Annotated in this window: 12 protein-coding genes; 9 read left to right on the top strand and 3 right to left on the bottom strand. The window is 63.9% G+C overall.

The genetic code is table 11. From position 1 onward, the window contains the following. The 3 genes from OXT71_21535 to OXT71_21525 are packed head-to-tail and all read right to left on the bottom strand — an operon-like array spanning nt 1 to nt 4,960. Nucleotides 1-1,626 (bottom strand): exo-alpha-sialidase, encoded by a 1,626-nt coding sequence (locus OXT71_21535; GenBank protein MDE2928977.1) that lies wholly within the window; start codon nt 1,624-1,626, stop codon nt 1-3. Between the two features lie 9 nt (nt 1,627-1,635). Then, entirely contained in the window at nt 1,636-3,375 is a 1,740-nt protein-coding gene (locus OXT71_21530; GenBank protein ID MDE2928976.1) for a hypothetical protein, read from the bottom strand. Between the two features lie 25 nt (nt 3,376-3,400). Next, nucleotides 3,401-4,960 (bottom strand): hypothetical protein, encoded by a 1,560-nt coding sequence (locus OXT71_21525; GenBank protein ID MDE2928975.1) that lies wholly within the window; start codon nt 4,958-4,960, stop codon nt 3,401-3,403. A gap of 328 nt (nt 4,961-5,288) precedes the next feature. On the opposite strand from OXT71_21525, the gene OXT71_21520 reads away from it, so the two are divergent. The 9 genes from OXT71_21520 to OXT71_21480 all read left to right on the top strand — a co-directional run bounded on the left by OXT71_21520 (nt 5,289) and on the right by OXT71_21480 (nt 18,818). Beyond that, a complete protein-coding gene (locus OXT71_21520; protein ID MDE2928974.1) occupies nt 5,289-6,866 on the top strand; it encodes an arylsulfatase in 1,578 nt (525 codons plus the stop codon). Nucleotides 6,867-7,048: 182 nt separating this feature from the next. Then, nucleotides 7,049-7,504, top strand: a complete 456-nt coding sequence (locus tag OXT71_21515; GenBank protein ID MDE2928973.1) for a hypothetical protein — start codon at nt 7,049-7,051, stop codon at nt 7,502-7,504. Between the two features lie 419 nt (nt 7,505-7,923). Continuing rightward, the gene (locus OXT71_21510) at nt 7,924-9,144 is read left to right on the top strand and encodes a dienelactone hydrolase family protein (GenBank protein ID MDE2928972.1); all 1,221 of its coding nucleotides are present in this window, start codon (nt 7,924-7,926) and stop codon (nt 9,142-9,144) included. A gap of 113 nt (nt 9,145-9,257) precedes the next feature. Further along, nucleotides 9,258-11,825 carry a PSD1 and planctomycete cytochrome C domain-containing protein gene (locus OXT71_21505; GenBank protein ID MDE2928971.1) on the top strand — a complete coding sequence of 856 codons (2,568 nt, stop codon included), beginning with the start codon at nt 9,258-9,260 and terminating at the stop codon, nt 11,823-11,825. Nucleotides 11,826-11,853: 28 nt separating this feature from the next. After that, entirely contained in the window at nt 11,854-13,302 is a 1,449-nt protein-coding gene (locus tag OXT71_21500; protein ID MDE2928970.1) for a DUF1501 domain-containing protein, read from the top strand. Beyond that, complete coding sequence (locus OXT71_21495) at nt 13,299-14,342, top strand: class A beta-lactamase-related serine hydrolase (GenBank protein ID MDE2928969.1); 1,044 nt, start codon at nt 13,299-13,301, stop codon at nt 14,340-14,342. The genes OXT71_21500 and OXT71_21495 overlap by 4 nt, the downstream gene beginning before the upstream one ends. Nucleotides 14,343-14,426: 84 nt before the next feature. Further along, nucleotides 14,427-16,451, top strand: coding sequence for an alpha/beta hydrolase domain-containing protein (locus OXT71_21490; GenBank protein ID MDE2928968.1), 2,025 nt, complete (start codon nt 14,427-14,429; stop codon nt 16,449-16,451). Nucleotides 16,452-16,571: 120 nt separating this feature from the next. Then, nucleotides 16,572-18,080 carry a hypothetical protein gene (locus tag OXT71_21485; GenBank protein ID MDE2928967.1) on the top strand — a complete coding sequence of 503 codons (1,509 nt, stop codon included), beginning with the start codon at nt 16,572-16,574 and terminating at the stop codon, nt 18,078-18,080. Between the two features lie 177 nt (nt 18,081-18,257). Continuing rightward, nucleotides 18,258-18,818, top strand: coding sequence for a hypothetical protein (locus OXT71_21480; protein ID MDE2928966.1), 561 nt, complete (start codon nt 18,258-18,260; stop codon nt 18,816-18,818). The last annotated feature ends 109 nt before the right edge of the window (nt 18,819-18,927 follow it).

Here is an 18,927-nt window from a genome sequence, read left to right as displayed (position 1 = left end):
CTACTCGAACCAGAACGAGAAGAGATGAGCTTCTCGCAGCCAGAATTGGAGGCGGATACTCTTTCCACTGAGTGATTCCAGGTCCTCCATTTCATTCCAGACCATGACGTGGTCGGTGGAATCGCCGGTGAAGGTGCGGGACCGGTCGTAGTCCCACTCCGGCAGCCATTGCCCGTCCAGTTCGCCGTCTCCACTCCGGACGGCCACCCGGATGGAGCCGGTGGCGGAAGTTTTCGCGTTGATGTGCAACCGTCCGCCCGGGTGCTTGAGGGGCCGGGTCAGGAGAAACCCCTCCTGGGGCGCCTCGATGGAGACGAAGCCGTCCCTGCGCAGGGTGGCCAGGCAGATGTGCGAGTTGCCCGGCATGCGGACATGGAGCTGCTCGCGCCCCACGTAGTAGAAGTCGAGCCGGTCCTCCCGCTGGATCAGGCCCACCGGCGGAAAGACCATGCCCCAGTCGTAGGTGCCGGCGGGTCCCGTCTCCAGGAAGAGAGGACGGGCCGGATGGCGCTCCCAGTGGATGCCATTCCGGCTCCAGGCCAACTGGATGTCGATCTGCATGTGCTTGGCCGGCTTGGATTCCACGTCGAACGGCTGCTTGTAGTAGAAATTCTCCAGAAATCCCAGGTAGAGCCCTTCGTAGCGCGCCACCGTCATTCCATAGAACGAGGAGGGGTCCAGTTCGTCGGGCCTGAGGATCACGGCGGGTTGGGTCCAGTTGACGAGATCGGAGCTTTCCGAATAGGCGATCTTCCGGATTCGGCTGGCATTGATGGGCGGCCTCCGGTAGAGCATGAAGACCTTCCGCTCCGGGTTGTAGAGAATCTGGTTCTCACAGTCGCTCTGGCCCCGGAAGATGGGGTTCTCCTCCTGGTCCCGGAAGTGGATGCCGTCTTCGCTCAGGGCGATCCGGACCTCCATTCCTCCGCCGGGCATCTGCAGGGTGGCGGGGTTCCGTCCCAGTTCTCCGCTGTGGTAAGCCAGCAGATAGCGCCCCTTGCGGCGCCATTCGGCGGGCAACTCGGTGACCGCGATGGAGGCGCTCCGTCCCGGCTGGGTGAAGAAGATGTTGGGAGCCGAAAGACCCTCGATCCGGTGCAGCTTCAGGTCGGGCGCCGTCCAGGTCAATCCGTCCCGCGACTCGAAATAGAGTCCGAAGTGTTGGCCTGCGGTGCGATACATCCGGTAGCCGTTGGCCCACATGCGGTAGAGGCCCCGCTCCCGGTCGTAGACGACACTGGGAGTGCTCACCACGTGGGTCTGCCTGTGGTCCGGTGAGGCGCCGCCGGTGATGAGGGGGTTGTCCGGGTGCCGCCGCGGCCGATGGACCACCCTGCGGCAGCCGGCCAGGTCCTCGACGACGTAGCCGTCCATGAGCAACTGGCGCCGGTTCCCGATCTCGAGAGGCGGAGTCGGCAACACCGCCCAAGAGCCCTCGATGGAGGTCCCCTTCACGTACTTGGAAGCGGAGAGCTTGTCGCCGGTGACGATGTGCCCCGTCCCGTCGAAGCGGCCCGGTGGTTCCTTGATCCGGGTCTCCGCCTGACCCAGGGCCGATCCGGCGGTGGAGACGAGGCAGAACAGGATCCCCAGCCCAAACAGCGGAATTCGTCCGAGGGCGCGCATGATTCCCCCCTACCGATTCGGATATTCCACGGTCACGAAAATCTGGTGCACGATCACCGGACGCCTCTTGTCGGGTCCGTCTCTACCTGCCGTATCCGGGTCCCGAACCAATCGACCCTCCGCGAACTCGTCCACCAGGGTCCCCTCGTTCCGTTTCCAACCCAGCCAGTCCTTTCGCTTGACGCCGGGTGGAGCCACGATCCCGGGGAACGGTCCTCCCGCCGGAACGTCCGATATGATGCCCAACTCGTTGTTGCCGCTGCGCATGATCCTGGCGGGAACGTCCAGGTGATACCAGGGCTCCTCCCGGGTCGGCGCGGCAAGCAGGGTGTGGTTCAGCCGGACCCAGATGCGGGTGTCCTCTCGACTGTCGGCCGTCCAGAGGCTGATGCGGAAGCGGGCGTTCTCATCGTCGGCGTCCGGTCCCATCAGCAGCGGCAGCTTGGTCTCCACCCGATCCAGGACCACGGGCAGGAGGGCCGACTCGGACCCCTGGATGATGGGTCCTCCGGTGTGGGCCGTGGAGTGGATGCCATAGACCTTGTTCTTGCCCGCCAGAGTCTGGGCCTCCCCCAGTTCGCTGAGGGCCGAGACGAACTCCTCCCGGGTCAGTTCCTGGGTCGGCTCGTTGGCGTAGTTGAACAGATAGATGCCGTCCGCACCCTCCTGGTGGTAATAGGCGGCGCTGGCCCGCATGCCTTCCCGAAACACCGGCCGACCGTAGAGCCCCTCCCAGGCCCCGGCCCGATAGGAGTTGCCGTTGAGGGTGGCGTAGACGGGAACCCCGTGGGCCCGCCCCAGACTCAGGAACTGGTCCAGCCGCAGCCGGCTGGGGAGGTGGCCCATGCCCACAAGCAGCACGTCCACCAGCCCCTCCCGGACCCACACATCGACCTCCATGCCCAGCTCCTGCGACCGTTCCAGGGAGTCCACGACATGGACGGCCAGGGTGTAGGGACGTCCCCGCCGCTCCCCCACGGTATCCAGCCGCTGCCGCGCCTCGCGCATCATTTCGGTCAACAGGTGCGCGTTTTGCCGCTCCTGTCCCAGCGGGAAACTGATGCCCATGCGGTTGAAGTCCAGCTCGTAGCCGTCGAAATCATGGGCGGCGGCGGTCCGCTCGATGAAGTCCAGCCGGTGTTGCCGGACCTCCGGATGGACGAAGTTGAACCCAGACCACAGCATGTGTTCGGTCAGTTCGGAGGCCAGGTGCCGACTGCTTTCAGGGGCCAGCAGGAACTCCGGATGCTCGATCTTGAAGGGATCGTCCAGGTCATGGAGGGAGACGGACCGCCAGGATGCGTGCAGATCGTTCATCCTCAGGGAGGCCCACACCTCCATTCCGCGGGCGTGGCAGGCTTCGATGACCAGGTCCCGCACCTCCTCGTAGGAACTGAAACAGGGCCAGAGCATCTCCGTCGAGGTGTTGTAGGGAGGGTCCGCGCCATTGCCGACGTGGAAGACGTAGGTGTCCACCTGGGTGCCGAAGGTCATGTTGGTGCGGGCGTCGAGGAAGGCCTGATGGTCGGTGATGTCGGCGATCAGCTTCGTGTATGGGATCTTGCGGCCCTGGTCGATGTAACCCCAGGTTTCCTGCGAGGCGGCGTCGTAGTAGAGGATCCGCCGCTTCCGGTCCTTGGGGAAGACCGTCCCTTCGGCGCCGCCGCCTTCGCCTCCTCCCTGGGGAGAGCAGGCGACGGTTGCGAACATGACACCGAAAAGGAGCGTCAACCAGCGATGCAGTCTCATCTTTCCCTCCCAGCCCGTGCCGGCGTCAGGTCCGGAACCGAATGGAATACAGGTCCGCGTCTTTCACGGCGAACCGCAGCCGGACGGGCGTCCCCGACAACGAACTCAAATCGCGTCCAGGCCGCCAGGCGACGACCCGTTCGATCTCGTCCCCCACGAGTTCCCCGCAGTCGGCCAGCCCAAAGCCGTCTACGGGCTTTCCCTGACCGTCCTGAACCTCCACCCGCAGACTGCCCGCCGCCGAAGTGGCGTAGTTCAGGGCCAACTCCCTGCCCTGGAAAACAAGGGGCCGCGTCAGGAGCTCCCCGCCGGAATAGCCTCCGTTCACCGACACGAATCCGTCAATGCGGAGAGTCCCCCTCCGCAGCCGGACCGAGGGGTGCCGATAGTGCTCGACGTAGTAGATGGACATCTCCGCCGGACCGGTGGGCACGATGCCGACCCCCTTGTACATGTTCCGGTCGGTCCAGTTGTCCGGGTCGGGCCCGGGGCGCAGGAACGCCTCCATGAAACGCCGGTCCCAGTGGATGCCGTCGCGGCTGGTCATGAACACGCTCTCGGAAATCCCGCTCGCTGTCCAGTCTTGGCGGACCTTGCGTTTCGGGAAGAAGCGCTTGGGAAACATGAGGTAGAGGTGGGGCGCCCGGTAGTACAGGTCGCAAGCGTTCATGTAGAGATGCTCGACGGGAGCATCGCCCAACTCGATGAACTGCGGCTTGGACCAGGTTCTGAAGTCGGTAGAAACGCTGCGCCGGATGGAGCGGATTCCGGGCGGGTAGGTCTCGAAGACTCCGAACCGCGGGTCCATTCCCCGCATGTAGGCCACGTACTGCCCGAGATTGGGATCCCACAAGGCTGTGTTGTGGGAGTCGAAATGGGGCCAGTGGTCGTCGCCGGTGGCGGTGAGGATGGGGTCCCTGTCCAGCACCGTCCAGTGAAGTCCGTCCGGCGAGACCAGGCCGCGGAGCGTCCCCGGCGGGTCGAACCCGGACGAGAGGCCGATGGCCTTGTAGCGTTCGTGCTCGGGCGCCGCCGGGTTGCTGTCCTTGAAGACACAGACGTGCTGGGCGGTGCTTCCGTGGATCACGATGTTGTTGTCTCTGGAGGGCTCGAATCCGCGGATGCCCCGGGTTTCGTGGATCCCCAGGACCGGCCTCTCCCAATGGATGCCGTCGCGGCTCTCGGCATAGCAGGTGCACGGCTCCGGGCGCCGATCAGCCCGGATCCCGTCCCATACGCCGCCTCCCCGGTACCAGAGCCGGTAGCGGTCTCCCTCCTTCATGTAGACCGGGGCGTAACTCAGGGAGCCCTCCCAGGGACGATCGAACTCGAGGACCACCTCCCGGGGGACGGGACGGTGCAGCTTCAGATCCACCCCCTTCATGGTCTCGATCAGCCAGTCGTCCACGAACAGCTCGAGCCGCGACCCGATCTCGCGCACTTGCGGAGACGACCGGCGGGCGCCGGACGCCATAATCCGTGCCGGTTGAATCAACGGCAGCGACCCTAACCCGAGTGAGGAGATTCTCAAGAAGTCTCTGCGGGATCTGGTCCAGCGCCGCCGCCGGTCGAGTCTGTTTTCCATAGGTGAAACCATCGTTGACCTGGAATGATTGGGGCAGATCCGGACTAACCCCGTGCCGCAGTCGTTGTCAGTACCGACAGTGTAACGTACGATCAAATTCAAGCATCCACGAGGAAATCGGACAATGCCGAGGAGTCCTCACGTCGACGCCCGGATGAAATCTGAATTCTCTGAATCCAATCCCCGTGACACCGAGACACACCCCCGGCGTTTTGTACCCGGGCGGCCGCATGCCGTTTGGAATTTGGTGCTTGGTGCTTTTCTGCCATTTTGTGCTTTATGCACGATACTGTTCCTTGTCCTGACAGAGCCCAACCGTCCCAACATCATGGTCATCCTGGCCGATGACCTGGGATTTTCCGATCTCGGGTGCTACGGGGGCGAGATCGAGACGCCGAACCTGGACGGATTGGCCCGAGGCGGCCTCCGCTTCACCCAGTTCTACAACACGGCGAGGTGCTGGCCCACCCGCGCCGCGCTGCTCACCGGTTACTATGCCCAGCAGGTGGGACGGGATAAATTGCCCGGTGTCCCCGGCGGAAGGGGCGAACGTCCGGATTGGGCCCGCCTGCTTCCCGATATGCTCCGGCCGCTCGGGTACCGCTCCTACCACTCGGGCAAGTGGCACATCGACGGGATGCCCGTGGCCAACGGATTTCATCGCTCCTACTACCTGCGGGACCAGGGACGGTTCTTCAATCCGCAGGTCCACTGGGAGGACGATCGGGAACTGCCGCCCATCGAGCCCGGCAGCGGCTACTACGCCACCACCGCCATTGCCGATCACGCCATCCGGACCCTCAGGCAACATGCGGCCGAATTCGGCGGCCGGCCCTTCTTCCACTACCTGGCATTCACCGCACCCCATTTCCCACTCCACGCCCTGCCCGGGGACATCTCCCGCTACCGCGACCGGTACCGGCGCGACTGGGCTGAAATTCGCCTGGACCGGTGGCGGCGGATCCGGGAAATGGGCATCGTCTCCGGCCGGCTGCCCGAAATGGAACCCGGCGTGGGGCCGATCCGGGAATTCCCCGGAACCCTGGAGGCGCTGGGACCGGGCGAGGTGGACCGGCCGCTTCCCTGGAGCCGGCTGACCCTGGAGCAGCGCGAGTTTCAAGCGGCGAAGATGGCCATCCATGCCGCCATGATCCACAGCATGGACCGGGAGATCGGGCGGGTCCTGGATCAACTTCGCCGCATGGGCGCCTTCGAGGACACGTTGATCCTCTTCCTCTCGGACAACGGCGCCAGTTGCGAGCTCATCGTCCGCAGCGACGGCCACGACCCGGATGCGGAACCGGGCTCGGCCGGCACCTTCCTGTGCCTGGGTCCGGGTGGGTCGACCGTCGCCAACACCCCCTTCCGGCGCCACAAGATGTGGGTCCACGAGGGCGGCATCGCCACGCCGATGATCGTGCACTGGCCCCGCGGCATCTCTTCCCGCAACGAACTCCGCCACAATGTGGGCCATGTCATCGACTTCGTCCCCACTGTCCTGGAGATGGTCGGACTATCGGACTGGCGGAACTCGAACGGCGAACCGGTTGCGGCTCCTCCCCTTCCCGGAAAGAGCCTTCTTCCCGTTTTCGCCAAAGATGGCGCAGTCGCTCGCGACCATCTCTGGTGGTACCACGAGAAGAACCGGGCGGTGCGGTCCGGTCGCTGGAAGCTGGTTTCGGAAGGTCCGGAAGGGCCGTGGGAACTCTACGACCTGGAAGCCGACCGCACCGAAACCACCGATCTGGCCTCGGAGCATCCGGGCAAGGTGCGCCGATTGAAGGAGTTGTGGACGAGAAGGATGAAGGAGTTCCGCTCCCTGGCGCTGGAGATTCTTGCCGGCGGGGGGAGAAGGAAGGTGGAAAGAGGAAAGAAAGGGGAAGAACCAGGGGAACACCGTCGGTAGCTGGAACACGCTTGAGGGATGGCGGGGGAGATTGGCGAAATGGGCGACTATTAAGTCGTCCCTCCAATCCCCCTCGTAGCGGTTCGTCTTTTTGTGGATAGAAACGTTAACTCTTACAAGCGTACAATTATGACCATGCGAGTTTGGTCTGGGTTGCTCGCGTAACGAAAGACGATGAGATCATGAGGCACCTGCGTTTCGAGGACATTCCACTCGGACAAGCTCTCTTCTTGATGGATGAGAAGTGGAGGAAAGCATACGAGGTGTGGTTGAACAAAGTCATCGAGAATCGTGGTGTGGATGAACCGCAACCTGGATCCGTCTTGTTCGTGACCGCGGCAAAAACTCGGGAACGAGGAGAAGCCATCGAGTTGGAATGGCTTGTCGATGGTGGTGTTCAAACCACCATCCCGGTCAGAGTCACCTTCCCTCGTTCGGAGTTCGTTGACTGCATCGAGTCCAGGGAATATGACGAGAAGCCTCACCTCTTTGCTCGAAGTTCGTGGCTTGCCAAGGTTTTCGGTTCCATCGAACCTTGGGAAATCCTGGCGGACCAAGAGTTGACGAAATCGATCAGACAGGGCTTGGCGGAAGCAGCAGCGGGCAATCTGATGAGCCACGAGGACGTCTGGGATTGACATGGACTATCAAGTATGCAGCCAGTGCCGCACGTGCGATCAGGAAACTCGATCCAACTGTCCGAAAGCGTATTCGTGAAACCCTGCAGAAACTCAGTCAGGACCCGTAACACGGCAAACGGCTACGCCTTGGCTTGACGGGCTTGCGTGCCTGGCGCACCGGACGTTACCGCATCATCTATCGACTCATCGAATCTCGCATTGAAATCCTCGTCGTGGCGATCGGCCACCGGCGTGACGTGTACAAGAAAATCCAGCGCTGATGCTCGTGAGAGAGTGTGGGAATTCGAGGAAAGAGGAACCAGGGAAGAGGCAGGAGAGGTAGAAGAATCGACTGGAAAGTCGTCCCTCCTCAACAGACGAACGAGGGCGCTCACAAGGGGCGCCCCTGCATATTTTGCACAAGTGAGGGGAACCGAGTGAGACGGAAATTTAGGAAATCGGTCCTCGCGGGCCTGTTGGGATTCATTCTGACTTCGCTGGCGCCGGGGGAGACCGGAAACCTGGGAAGGCTCACGTACCACCCTTGGGTTCGAGGGCCCTCCCCGCAACCAGGGCAGCACCTGATGGAGATCCCCTCGGCTCTGGTTTCTGAAGACGGACGGAAGATCGAGTCAGCGGAGGATTGGGACGTGCTCCGGCGACCCGAGCTGGTTCGGGTCTGGACACGGATTCTGGGCAAGCTGAGTCCCGCACCGGAGGACCGCCGCTGGTTCGGGGACATCACGAAGACCCAGGTTTACAGTCGCCAGGAGCGTGACGGCTATACAAGGATCCACCTGGGACTTGCCATGGAGGTCGATTTCTACCAGGACCACCTCTTGCTGATGCCCACGAACCAGGGATCCGGTCCGTTTCCGGCCGTCATCGCCTGGGCGGCCACCAGTTCCGACTACGATGCGCCAGAGCAATGGTGGGGCAGCTACCTGGCGCGCCGCGGCTTCGTGGTCCTGACCAGCCAATCCTTCATCAAGAAGTACCGGGAGGGCCGGAGCTTTCGCAACGGGGTGCACGAGACACTCTATTCCCGATTCGGACACTGGCTGCCCATGGGCAAGATGGTCCACGACGTCTCTCGGGAGGTGGAATACCTGAGTTCCCTGCCGGAGGTGGACGCGGACCGGATCGGTTTCATGGGATTCTCCCTGAGCGCCAAGGCGGCCATCTACGCCGCCGCCCTCGTCCCCGAGATCAAGGCGACGGTCTCTTTCGATCCGGGAGTCGCCCTCAACGGCAGGACCAACTGGTTCAAACACTGGTACCTGGACTGGCTGAAACGGTTCCCAGGCATCCGCACGCACGATTACCCAATACACGACCTGCGCGGCACCGTCCTGAGCCTGCTGAACCCCGATGTGGGTCGGCCCGGACTCGAGCGCAATCACCACGAACTGATGGCCATGTGCGCACCCCGGGCCTTCATGCTCATCGGCGGGCGCATGGCCGACCTGCACAACGAGGGTTACTGCAACCGGGCGGCGGAAGTCTACGAATTTCTCGGAGTCCGGGAACGATACGAATACGTGCCCACGCCGGACGGACACTCGGCCAACGGACCCCACATCGATCCGGCCTGGCAGCGGTTCCTGCACAAGTGGCTGGTCGAGACACCGATTGATTTCGCGGGTTACGAAAGATGAGATTCGTGGAACGCCACCCCCGATTCCATCGAGCCGGCAGAGTGCGGCTCCCGGCGGGAGGCCCGTCCCCGATGCAATGGAACGCGGTGATGGAACAGTGGTAGGCTAGGGCCATGGTTCGCCTTCTCCTAACAGTCTTGATCCTCACTGCTTGCAGTTGTTTCCATCTGCTCGCCGCGGCGGAGACGGCGCGGTTTTCCGCGGACCAGATCCAATTCTTCGAAAACCGGATCCGTCCGGTCCTGCGGAACAAGTGTTCCGGCTGTCACAACGACAAGCTGCCCACCAGCGGCCTCTCCACCGACAGCCGGGAGGGGCTCCTCAAGGGTGGAAACCGGGGCGAAGCCGTGGCCGAGGGCCTGCCCGGGGAGAGCCTTCTCGTCCACGCCATCAGGCGGCAGGGCGATTTGAAGATGCCTCCAGGGGAGGCGCTGGCCGATCAGGAGGTTTCGGCGCTGGTCCGTTGGATCCGGATGGGGCTTCCCTGGCCCGACCCGGCGCCGGACCGGGCCAGGGCCATGGAGGACCCGTCGAAACACTGGGCGTTCCAGCCCATCCGGCGTCCCGCGGAACCGGCAGTGTCCGACGCCGGCTGGGTGCGCAATCCCATCGACCGCTTCATCCTCGCCCGCCTCGATCAGCAAGGTTTGAAACCATCGCCGGAAGCGGAGAAGGCCACCCTGATCCGCCGGGCCTATCTGGACCTGGTCGGACTGTTGCCCCGCCCCGAGGAGGTGGACGCATTTCTGGAAGATACGCGCTCGGACGCCTATGAACGGCTCATCGACGGATTGCTGGGGTCGCCGCACTACGGCGAGCGCTGGGGACGCCATTGGCTCGATCTGGCCCGCTACGCCGACTCGGACGGCTACAACAACGACCTGCCCCGCAAGATCTGGAAATACCGGGACTGGGTGATCGAGGCCCTGAACCGCGATCTTCCCTACGACGAGTTCGTGATCGAGCAGATCGCCGGCGACCTGATGCCCGAGCCCACCCGGGACCAGGTCATCGCCACGGGATTTCACCGCAACACCCAGTTGAATCTGGAGGGGGGCATCGACTTCGAACAGTACCGCGTCGAGGCGGTGGTCGACCGGGTGCATACCACGGGCGTCGTCTTTCTGGGTCTGACCCTGGGCTGCGCCCGCTGCCACGACCACAAGTACGACCCCGTCTCCCAACGGGAGTTCTACCGGTTCTTCTCCTTCTTCAACAACATCGACGAGTTGAGCGGCGAGTACAAGAACCAAGCCGGACGCGCCCGCGCCTACGAGCCGATCATGGAGTTCGGCACCCCCGAACAATTTGCGCGGCGTGATGCCATCCAGGCCCAGCTCAAGGCGATGCGGGAGGAAAACGAGAAGTACGAGGAACTGTTGGTTTCCAGGCAGGAGGAGTGGGAGGCCAACCTGGACGAAGAAGCCCGAGCCAAGCTGACCCCGGGCCATCTGGCCGCTCTGAAGATTCCCATCGCGGAACGCCATCCGGAGCAGCAGAGGTACACGCGGCGCGCCTATTTCCGGCAGGATGCGGGACATCAGGAACGAACGAAAGCGCTGGCAACCGTCGGGGAGCTGAAGCCCGACATCCCCAGCACGTTGGTCATGCGGGAGTTGCCCGAACCCCGTCCGACCCACGTACTGCTGGGAGGCGATTTCCTGCAGAAGGGGATTCAGGTCTGGCCCGGAACCCTGGCCGTGCTGCCGCCGTTGCCCGAACGTGAGAATTACACTCGCCTGGACCTGGGCCACTGGCTCGTGGACGAGAAGAATCCCCTGACGCCGCGGGTCACCGTCAACCGGATCTGGCAGCGGTATTTCGGTACTGGAATCGTCGAGACCAGCAACGATTTCGGAACCCAGGGCACCCCTCCCTCCCACGCCCGGCTCCTGGACTGGCTGGCCTCGGAGTTCGTGGCTCAGGACTGGAGCCTGAAGGCCATCCATCGCCTCATTGCCACCTCGGCCACCTATCGGCAATCGTCCCGGCACCGCCCCGATCTCAGGCAGGAGGACCCCCGCAACCGCCTGCTGGCGCGGCAGAACCGGCTGCGCGTCGAGTCGGAAGTGATTCGCGACCTGGCGTTGTCGGCGAGCGGCCTCCTGGCGCCGAAGATCGGCGGGCCGAGCGTGTACCCGCCGCAACCCCCCTGGGTCATCATCAAGAATGGCGCCAGGCCCGACGGGAGCCATGAGCGATGGCCGGAAAGCAAGGGGCAGGACCGGTATCGGCGAGGACTGTACACCTACTACTGGCGACTCAGTCCCCACCCGGCTCTGGCCGTCTTCGACAGCCCGGACGCCATGTTGACGGTCACCCGCCGAAACCGGTCGACGACGCCGTTGCAGGCCCTGACGCTTCTGAACGACGAAGGATTTCACGAGTTCGCCCAAGGCCTGGCCTACAGAGTGCTCAGAGAGCTTCCGGACGGCACGGACTCGGAACGCCTCGACCATCTCTTCAGAATCTGCCTGACCCGGACGCCCCGGCCCCAGGAGAAAGCCCGGCTGGAGCGCCTGTTGACCACCCAGCGCCAGGAGTTTGGCGCCGATCCGGCGGAGACGGAAGAGATTCTGAGCCTTGCCATGCCGGACGGAAAGAAGGGCCAGGAGGAGGCGGTCTGGTACATGGCGGCCAGCGTGCTGCTCAACGTAGACGAGTTTTTCACCCGGGAATGACAGGCCGAGGCCCAAGAGGAAGGTCGGGATGGAAATGACGAATTACGGGCTCCAGCTTATCGGTCAGACACGGCGCCATTTCTTCGACCGGTGCTTCGTCGGTCTGGCCAACGTTGCCTTGGGCCAGTTGTTGAGCGACGGCAAAATGTTCGCCGCCGGCGACAGCCGCGCCAGGAACCCCCTCGCCCTCCGGCAACCCCACTACGAACCCAAGGTCAAACGGGTGATCTACCTCTTCATGGCCGGCGGGCCGAGTCAGTTCGAGACCTGGCTCTACCGGCCGGAACTGGCCCGGTTGAACGGCCAGACCGCACCCGATTCCATCCTGGAGGGCAAGCGCTTCGCGTTCATGGAACGTTTCACCAAGGTGAAGCCCAAACTGCTCGGTCCAAAACGGAAATTCGCCCAGCACGGACAGTCGGGCACCTGGGTTTCGGAAGTGTTCCCCCAGATGGCCAAGGTCGTGGACGACGTGGCCCTGGTCCAATCGGTCGTGACCGAAAACTTCAATCATGCTCCCGCCAAGCTCTTCTGCAACTCCGGATCGACCCGCTTCGGACTGCCCAGCATGGGCTCCTGGGTGGGTTACGGACTGGGCAGCGAGTCGAAGGATCTCCCCGGATTCGTGGTCCTCCGATCGGGGGAGGCGGACCTGATGGGCGGCGCCTTCATGTGGAGCAGCGGATTTCTGCCCACGGCATACCAGGGCGTCGAGTTCCTGCGCTCGGCCGTTCCGATTCCCAATCTGGCCAGTCCCAAGGGTGTCTCGATCCAGCGTCAGGGGGCAAAGCTGGCCGCCATCCAGGATCTGAACCGGATGCATGAGAAGGAATACGGCGACCCGGAAATCGCCACCCGGATCGCCTCCTACGAGATGGCCTTCCGCATGCAGACCAGCGGCCCCGAGCTGATGGACCTGAGCAGCGAAAGCCAGGCCACCCTGGACCTCTATGGAGTGACGCCGGGCGAACCGTCGTACGCCACCAACTGCCTGCTGGCCCGCCGCATGATCGAGCGGGGCGTCCGTTTCGTCCAGCTCTACCACACCGGCTGGGACCATCACGGGAACCTGAGCGAGAGGATCGACGAGGTGTCGATGGAGACCGATCGTCCCTCCGCCGCCCTCATCACCGATCTCAAGCAGCGCGGCCTGTTGGAGGACACGCTGGTCATCTGGGGCGGCGAGTTCGGACGAACCCCCATGGCGGAATTCCGGGAGAGTGTCGGCCGCAACCACCACATCGACAACTTCCCCATGTGGTTCGCCGGCGGCGGCATCAAGCCCGGTCAGACCATCGGTGAAGTGGACGACCTGGGATTCTTCGTGACCAAGGACAAGGTGGAAGTCCACGACGTCCAGGCCACGATCCTTCACCTGCTGGGAATCGATCACACCAAGCTCACCTACCGCTACCAGGGCCGCGACTTCCGCCTTACCGATGTCGGCGGCCACGTGATCGAGAAGCTCCTGGCTTGAGACGGGAAGCCGGAAAGACAGCCTCTTCCACCTCGCCGGAGCACGCCTCTCCCGACGGCAAGGCCAGATTCATTCTTCTGCTGACCTTTGGTCTGGTCCTGGGGGCAATTGCCTCCGGCAACCCTCCCAAGACCCAATTCCCTCGAGAAGATCTGGATGCGATGGCAAACCGGTTCGGCGGGAGGATCGGCTTCTTCGCCAGAAACCTGGCCGATGGCGCCGAGTATTCCTGGAACGGCGACCAGCGTTTTCCGCCGGCCAGCGTGATCAAACTGCCGGTCATGATCGAACTTTACCGGCAGGCGGCAGCCGGCTCGTTGGACCTGGACGCCAAGGAAACTCTGCCCCAGGACATTTCGACCCACGGCAGCGGCGTCCTCAAGCGCCGCGACGGGCCGGTCTCCCTCACCTTGCGCGAGTACTGCCGTCTGATGATGGTGCACAGCGACAACATGGCCACCGACCTGGTAATACACAAGGTGGGGCTGGAGGCGGTCAACCGGTTTCTGGGGGAACTGGGACTGAAAAACACCCGGGCTTCCATGGAGCTGGGCCGATGGCATTACCTGATCGTCGGTCTGGCTGACGCTCCCATCTCTCGAAAAAACGATGCCCGGATCCTGGAACACATGCGCGCCGGGAAGTTCGACGATGGCTTGGGTTACTCCGATTCGCTGAACAACAATGTCTGCGGTCCCCGCGACATCGGATCGCTTCTGGCCAAGCTGTATGGCGGCGAGTTGGCGAGCCGGGAAGATACCGGCGAGATGTTGGACTTGATGCGCGCCTCCACCCATAAACGAACCATTGCCAAGTACGTCAGAGAAGGCATCCCCGTAGCCAACAAGTACGGAGGAAGCCGGCGGATCGCCGCCGACTCGGGAATCGTCGAGTTGCCCGTTGGGCCGGTGGTCATCTCCGCCTTCGCTCTGAGCGACGATCCGGGCGACCGGTCCGGCCGCGAGATCCTGGCCCGGATGTCACGTCTCGCCGTCGCCTCCGTCGACCCGAACGCCGTCAAGCCACACACGGGCCGCTAAGACATTCGGCCGGCAGGGAGAGCCGCGACGGCTCTCGCCGCAGCCCTTCCACCTTCTTGACTCCGATCTCCCACCGAGACTCTAATGATTCGTATGTCCCGCCTTTTCATTGCCATCTCCTCATTCCTGATCTTCATGAGTCCGCTCTGGGCACGCGTCGTGCGGGTGGAGATCCAGGAGAGGGATTCGCTGCTGGGGGGTGAGCCCTATCCCCTCGTGGGCCCCTACGAGAGGATCACTGGACGGGTGCACTTCGCCGTCGATCCCGAACTGGGGCCCAACCGGATCATCACCGACATCCGGAAAGCCCCTCGCAATGATCGGGGTGAGGTGGAGTTCTCCTCCGATTTCGTGATGATGAAGCCGGTCCGGGTGGAGCGAGGCAACGGCGCGCTGCTCTACGAGGTCTCCAACCGGGGCGGGAAGAACATGCTGGGCTTCTTCAGCCTGGCCCGGTTCAGACGCGATCCCAAGGTCCGCGAGGACTTCGGGGACGGATTTCTCATGCGCCGCGGTTTCACGCTCCTCTGGCTGGGTTGGCAGTTGGACCCACCGCACACTCCCGGAAACGTTCGTGTGTATCCGGCCGTCGCCCGGGATCCGGAAGGCCCCATCACCGGACTGGTGAGGTGCGACTTCGTGCCCAAGACCCACGTCGAACACCGCCTGCTCTCGGACCGCAGGCATATTCCCTATCCCGTGTCCGATCCCGACGACCCCGAGAATTCGATGACGGTCCGGGATGCCGTCGAGGGTGAGCGCCAGACGATTCCCCGCGAGCGCTGGAGATTCGCCCGCATGGAGGGGGGCCGGCCGGTGCCCGACCCGACCCACGTGCTGCTGGAAGGCGGATTCGAGCCCCACAGGATCTACGAAGTGGTCTACCGGGCCCAGGACCCGCCCCTGGTAGGACTGGGCCCCACAGCGGTGCGGGACATGATCTCCCACCTCAAGTACGAGGACGATCCGGTGCTCTCCATTCCCCGGGGCGCCCTGAACCGGGCCCTGGGGTACGGCAGCTCCCAGAGCGGCCGGTTCCTGCGGACCTTCCTCTACCACGGTTTCAACGAGGACGAGCAGAACCGGCGGGTCTTCGACGGACTCATGCCGCACGTGGCGGGTGCGGGACGGGGCAGCTTCAACCACCGCTTCGCCCAGCCGTCCCGGGACGCCCAGCCCTTCGCCAACTTCTTCTATCCCACCGACATCTTTCCCTTCACCGGCACGGCCCAGACCGACCCGGTGACCGGCCGGACCGACGGGCTGCTGATCCACTTTGCCCGGCCTGAACTCTGCCCCAAGATCTTCTACACCAACTCGTCGTACGAGTATTGGGGCCGCGCCTCTTCCCTGATTCACACCACCGTGGACGGAACCGGGGACGTGGAGCCGATGGATCAGGTTCGCCACTATCTCTTCACCGGCAGCCAGCACTCCCCGGGACGCTTCCCTCCCGACCGGACGACGGGAGAACACCTCAACAATCCGCTGGAGATTCGCTGGACGATGCGCGCCCTGCTCCTGGCCCTGGACCGCTGGGTGGCGGAGGGCACGACCCCGCCCCCCAGCCGCTACCCGCGCTTGGACCAGGACACACTGGTCCCCTTTCCCGAGTTCGACTTTCCCCGTTTGCCGGGAGTTCGGGCGCCCACCCGAATCCACCGGGCGTACCGGGTGAATTACGGTCCCCGGTTTCGTTCCGAGGGCATCGTGAGCATCCAGCCGCCTCGAGTCGGCGAACCCTTTCCGATCCTGGTCCCCAAGGTCGACGCCGACGGCAACGAGTTGGCGGGGATTCGCCTTCCGGAAGTAGCGGTGCCCCTGGCCACTTACACGGGATGGAACCTCTTCGGCCCTGGAAAGGGGCCGCCGACGGAAATTTGCAGCTTCCGTGGCTCCTGGATTCCCTTCGCCCGGACCAAGCGGGAGCGACTCGAGGCGGGTGACCCGCGCCTTTCCATCCAGGAAAGGTACGGGAGCCGGGAAGAGTACCTGGGCCGCGTCGCCGCAGTCGCCCTTGCGCTCCTGGATCAAGGATACCTGCTGTCCCAGGATGTTCCCCAAGTCGTCAAGGGAGCGGCTGCACGCTGGGATTATCTGATGCGCTGAACGACTCGATCCGAGGACACCATTTCGACGAAGAATCTTCTGGCGGCAACTCTCCTCCTGGCGTCCACTCTTCCGGCCGGCGGCCGGCCGGTTCAAACCACGACCGATCTTCCCGATTGGGTGGGCGCTCCCGTGGAGCGGGACCGGCACACCACCCTCTTGGCCCGCTTTGACGCACCCGGCGGCATCCAGCCCGACTACGAGCGCGACGGGATGGGCGCGGCCGGACGCAACTACGACGCTTCGGTTCCCGGCAGGATCGGCGGCGGGATCGAGATCGACATCCCGGGAGCCCAGATCAACCTTCGGGCCCACGGCAACATGCGACCGGACCGCGGGACCGTCCAGTTTTGGGTCCGAAGCAAACCGGGACGGAACATCTGGCGGGACGGGCTCAGGCACTGCCTCTTCTCAGCGGCCGCCGTGCGCCGCGACCTGGAACTGTGGAAGACGAGCGACAACCGGTTGAGGCTCTCCTGGGCCGGCCGCCACTGGAAAGGAGACGGCGAGGTGGTGGGCGCCCTCGACTTTCCGGTTTCCGAACTGGAGGCCGAGGACTGGCATCATCTGCTGTTTTCGTGGGACGACCGGAAGGGGCGGCTCTGGCTGGCCCTGGATGGCCGGCTCCGGAGTCTCTCGGTGGACAAGCCCCTGGAGATGGAACGCTTCCACATTCTGTTTCTGGGAGCTTCCTACTATGGGGGAGTGGGCCGAGAGGGCCTCGATCCCCGGGTCGTCCTGCAGACTGCCGGGGCGCGCTTCGACGAGCTGAAGATCAGCGACATGACGGTCCAGGAGATGCTGGCGCTACGGGGCCGGGAAACGCACCTGCCGGAGAAGGCGGCGGTGCGGGTCACGGACGCCGTCTGCCGCCACCTGGATTTCATCAGCCGGCTCCAAATCGATGGAGCCTGGAGCGCCATCCTCTACGCTTGGCCTCACCTGCTGCCGGGGGAAACCAGCTACCGCACCTACTTCCATCCCGGCCTGGACCATTTCATGGAGCTGGCCCACGGCAGGAACGGCACGCCGGGAGCGGGACGACTCTTCCTGTACGCGTATCAGGTACTGGGGGACCAGCGCTACCTGGAAGTGGCCCGGAAGGCGGGAGAATGGCTGCTGTCGGCCCAGCAGCCGGAGGGCTACTGGGTCAACCATTACGACCGTCACACCGGCGGTCGGCCGACACCCCGGCGAGAGGTCCTCACTTCCCACCGGCGGACCGTCCACCGCGACTATCCCACTTTTCAGGACGGCCGCCAGAGCCAGGCCGCCCTCTTCATGGCCCGGCTTTACCTGGTGACGCGGGAGGAGCGGTGGCTGGAGGGCTTCCGGCGCTCGGCCGACTTCATCCTCACGGCCCAGAACCCCAACGGCAGTTGGGGCTACACCTACAACCTGAAGGAAGGCCGCAGCGAGAACCGCAACCAGGACCCCCACGGGGCCGAGTTCGACAACGGGAACCAGCGCAACCAGCTTCGCGTGATGCAGTTGGCCCATCACCTGACCGGCTCGGACAAGTACCGGGACGCCATCGTTCGCAACGGCGAGTGGCATCTCGCGGCCCAGTTGGGTCCCCCGACCTACGGCTGGGCCCTGGCTTACGACGGGCGGAACCAGCCGGTCTGATCCCGGGTCTACCACCCTCCGGGCCTTTCTTCCGGGTCCAGCGTCCGCGCCTGTGAGAACCTCTTCTTCCTTTATGACCTGACCCGTGACCGGAAATACCTGGAACCGGTCGCCCGTTACCTCGACTGGGAGAAGAGCGCTCTGATTGAGGTGAACGTGGGCGGAGAGAGAGTGCCGATGCGAAGCCAACTGGTGGACCACAGGACCGGCCGCCCCATCGCCGTGGACCTCAAGAATTGGAAGACCTATTTCCTGGACACCCCTCAGGATCGGGCGGCCTTCCTGAACACCGGTTCGGCGGTGTGGGCCAACCCGGATCAGCTTTCGGAAGAGGATTTTCCCTGGTCCTTATTCATGAAGAGGCCCGATGGGCCGCGGCTGGAACCGGAACTACGAAAGCGCCGGGACGGACCGCGGCCCGGGCCCGTCCGCCTGACCCGGGCCCAACTGGCCGAGTCCGTTTCCCGGTTTGCCGGTGAGGAGTTGGGGGAAATCCTGGCTCAACAGAACGAGAAAGGAGTCTGGCCAGTCTTGAGCACCAGGCCCGGCGCCCAGGGTTCCTACAACATCGGGGCCTATTTCCCGCTGGTCGAGTCCCGCGTCTACCAGTTGCTGTCGCTGCTGGAGCGGTCGAAGATCCTGTCGGGAGAGATCCAGCGTGAGATTTGGAGCTTTCCCAGCCTCATTGGGGATCGGGAATACGACCTGCGCCACCGGAATTGGATGTCGGAGAGGTAAGAGGAAAGCTCCCCCGCCGGCTGGAGCGGCGGCTGGAGCGGGGGGGTTAAGCCCCCCCCAACCGGGGGGGGGGGGGGGGTGGTAAATAACCACCAAAAACGCCACGGTG

It is taken from the genome of Acidobacteriota bacterium, from assembly GCA_028874215.1.
Taxonomy (GTDB): domain Bacteria; phylum Acidobacteriota; class UBA6911; order RPQK01; family JAJDTT01; genus JAJDTT01.
The sequence above is the reverse complement of the archived record's forward strand: the minus strand, read 5'-3'. Positions and strand labels throughout refer to the sequence as shown.